At 49.6% G+C, this 2,671-nt stretch carries 2 protein-coding genes and 1 pseudogene; 1 reads left to right on the forward strand and 2 read right to left on the reverse strand.

What is annotated here, in order from left to right:
• Nucleotides 1-475 precede the first annotated feature (475 nt).
• Both AC5O77_RS21535 and AC5O77_RS21540 read right to left on the reverse strand, forming a co-directional pair.
• Nucleotides 476-895 carry an Exc2 family lipoprotein gene (locus AC5O77_RS21535; RefSeq protein ID WP_001254967.1) on the reverse strand — a complete coding sequence of 140 codons (420 nt, stop codon included), beginning with the start codon at nucleotides 893-895 and terminating at the stop codon, nucleotides 476-478.
• Nucleotides 896-975: 80 nt separating this feature from the next.
• A complete protein-coding gene (locus tag AC5O77_RS21540; RefSeq protein WP_001430279.1) occupies nucleotides 976-1,362 on the reverse strand; it encodes a hypothetical protein in 387 nt (128 codons plus the stop codon).
• Nucleotides 1,363-1,672: 310 nt separating this feature from the next.
• Here AC5O77_RS21540 and AC5O77_RS21545 point away from each other — a divergent pair.
• Nucleotides 1,673-2,671, forward strand: a pseudogene (locus AC5O77_RS21545) (hypothetical protein); the annotation flags it as partial.

Consider the following 2,671-nt stretch of genomic DNA (forward strand, 5'->3'; position numbering starts at 1 on the left):
GCCCTTCGCTGGGATGGTAATCAGAGACAGGCTAAAATGTTGTCAGCGCGTTTCCGGTGCATTTTTTGGGATAATGGTTGGTTCGGGGCACCGGGAACGCGCTTCAGTCATAAACCTTGCTGAAAACACAGGAACGCGTTAAAACGCATACGGGCGCGATTCTGGTGTGTCTTTCATAGTCGTGTTTTTGCCTCTATTGCCAGATCGCGCTCATTCCCCTGAACTTCTGTTTTCCTGCTCAAATCCCCGTCTTCTTCGCTTCCGAAAGTATGAAAAAAATCCGTTTCAGCGGTCTCTGACTGGCAATTCCTGCGTGATTCACCTGGCTGCATAGGTATGCATGTGGTTAAAATTTACCGGGTGCGATCGCGGCAGTTTTCCGGGTGGTTTGTTGCCATTTTTACCTGTCTGCTGCCGTGATCGCACCGAACGCGTTTCGGCGGTGCGTACAATTAAGGGATTATGGTAAATCCACTTACTGTCTGCCCTCGTAGCCATCGAGATAAACCGCAGAAATCGTGTCAGCCAGCAGCCTGGATTTTTTCGGGGTAAGGTCTTTGCTGCGGTAATCAGTACCCGCAAATTGAGTTGTACCCCGGAGTGAGTTTAAAAATTCCTGGCTGTGAAACTGTTGAATGCGTTGTTGCACATCACTCCGTGATTTTCCTGTCGCTTTATCTTTAGCTCCCATATCCCAGAACTGCCGAAAAAAAGGCACCATCATTCGTGTTGTGTCGGCTTTTTGGGTGGAAAAGTTGGGATCAAAACCGTCATCAGAAGCATATACGTAATGCCGGGTATGTTGTTCCACGCTGCCCTTTGGGGTACAGGCTGTGAGAGCTACTGTTGCTGTTATCATGGCGATAAGACAAAGTTTGTTTCCGGTACGTCTCATGAGTGTCTCCCTACCTTAAAGTATTTATTCTCGGTGAGTTATTATCCGAAGATTATCTTATCATCAGTTTCTGAGCGCGTTCAGTGACCGAACAGCCTGGACCAGAATCCCCGTTTCTTTTCCTGCTCCAGAGCCTGCCTGAGCTGGGCTATCTCATTCTGTAGCTGTTTCCGTTCTGCTTCCTGGCGCCGGCGCTCCGTATCCTGGGCTTGTTTATCCTCAAGCATCAGCGTCAGGCATTGTTTCAGCTCATTCAGTTCCCGGAGAATGCGTTCTGTCTGCTGATCATGAGGTTTTTCTGAGTGTCCTTGAGTGTGCCTTTCTGGTGTCTCATTCCGCTTTAATTCGCCGTATGCCCGGATCAGTTCACTGGTTTCAAACTCCCGTCGTCCGTCCTGGCTGGTACGGTAACTGACAAGACCTGAGCGCATATCACGGTAAAACTGTGAACGCGATCTTCCAGTCATTTTCAGTGCGTCCCGGAGTGTGTGCCATGCCATAAAGTTACAGTGTCCCATAGGTGTCTCATCTCATGGTTTCAGTAAAACATAATGAGGTCTGAGAACGGTAATGTTTGTGCTGGTTTTTGTGGCATCGGGTGGAAATAGCACGTGGTGTGGGTGGCTGTTTTTTTGATCGTTTTCACAAAAATGAAAATCCACAGGGTTGACAGGGAAAATGCAGCGGCGTAATTTTAAACTGTATATAAAACCAGTGATTATATATACAGTATACTGCTTTTAACTATTTGTTTTTAATGTCAAAGAGGATTTTATAATGGAAACAGCTGTAGCGTACTATAAAGATGGTGTTCCTTATGATGATAAGGGGCAGGTAATCATTACTCTTTTGAATGGTAATCCAGACGGGAGTGGCTCTGGCGGTGGTGGTGGAACTGGAGGTAGCAAAAGTGAAAGTTCTGCAGCCATTCATGCCACAGCTAAATGGTCTACTGCTCAATTGAAGAAAACGCAGGCAGAACAGGCTGCCCGAGCAAAAGCTGCCGCAGAAGCACAGGCTAAAGCAAAAGCAAACCGGGATGCGCTGACTCAACATCTGAAGGATATTGTGAATGAGGCGCTTCGCCATAATTCCACTCATCCGGAGGTTATTGACCTGGCTCATGCCAATAATGCAGCGATGCAGGCAGAAGCAGAGCGGTTGCGCCTTGCAAAAGCAGAAGAAAAAGCCCGTAAAGAAGCGGAAGCTGCGGAAAAGGCTTTTCAGGAAGCAGAACAACGACGTAAAGAGATAGAGAAGGAGCAGGCTGAAACAGAACGCCAATTGAAACTGGCTGAGGATGAAGAGAAACGCCTGGCAGCATTGAGTGAAGAGGCCCGGGCTGTGGAGGTGGCACAAAAAAATCTTGCTGCTGCACAATCTGAGCTGGCGAAAGTGGATGAAGAGATTAATACGCTCAATACCCGTTTAAGCTCCAGTATTCATGCCCGTGATGCAGAAACGAATACGCTGTCCGGAAAACGAAATGAGTTGGATCAGGCATCTGCTAAATATAAAGAACTGGATGAAAGGGTTAAACTTTTATCTCCTAGGGCGAATGATCCGCTTCAGAGTCGTCCTTTTTTTGAGGCCACCAGACTACGGGCGAGAGCCTGTCTCTTATACACAACTCCGAGCCCACGAGACCACAGAGGATCGCGTTTTGCGTCGTCGGCGTGTAAACGGGGGGGGGGGGGGGGGGGGGGGGGGGGGGGGGGGGGGGGGGGGGGGGGGGGGGGGGGGGGGGGGGGGGGGGGGGGGGGGGGGGGGGGGGGG

This window comes from Stenotrophomonas sp. INTA L402-1 (assembly GCF_059295135.1).

Coding starts and splice junctions, on each gene's coding strand:
- AC5O77_RS21535 (WP_001254967.1), bottom strand. CDS start 895: ATGAGACGTACCGGAAACAAACTTTGTCTTATCGCCATGATAACAGCA.
- AC5O77_RS21540 (WP_001430279.1), bottom strand. CDS start 1,362: ATGACTGGAAGATCGCGTTCACAGTTTTACCGTGATATGCGCTCAGGT.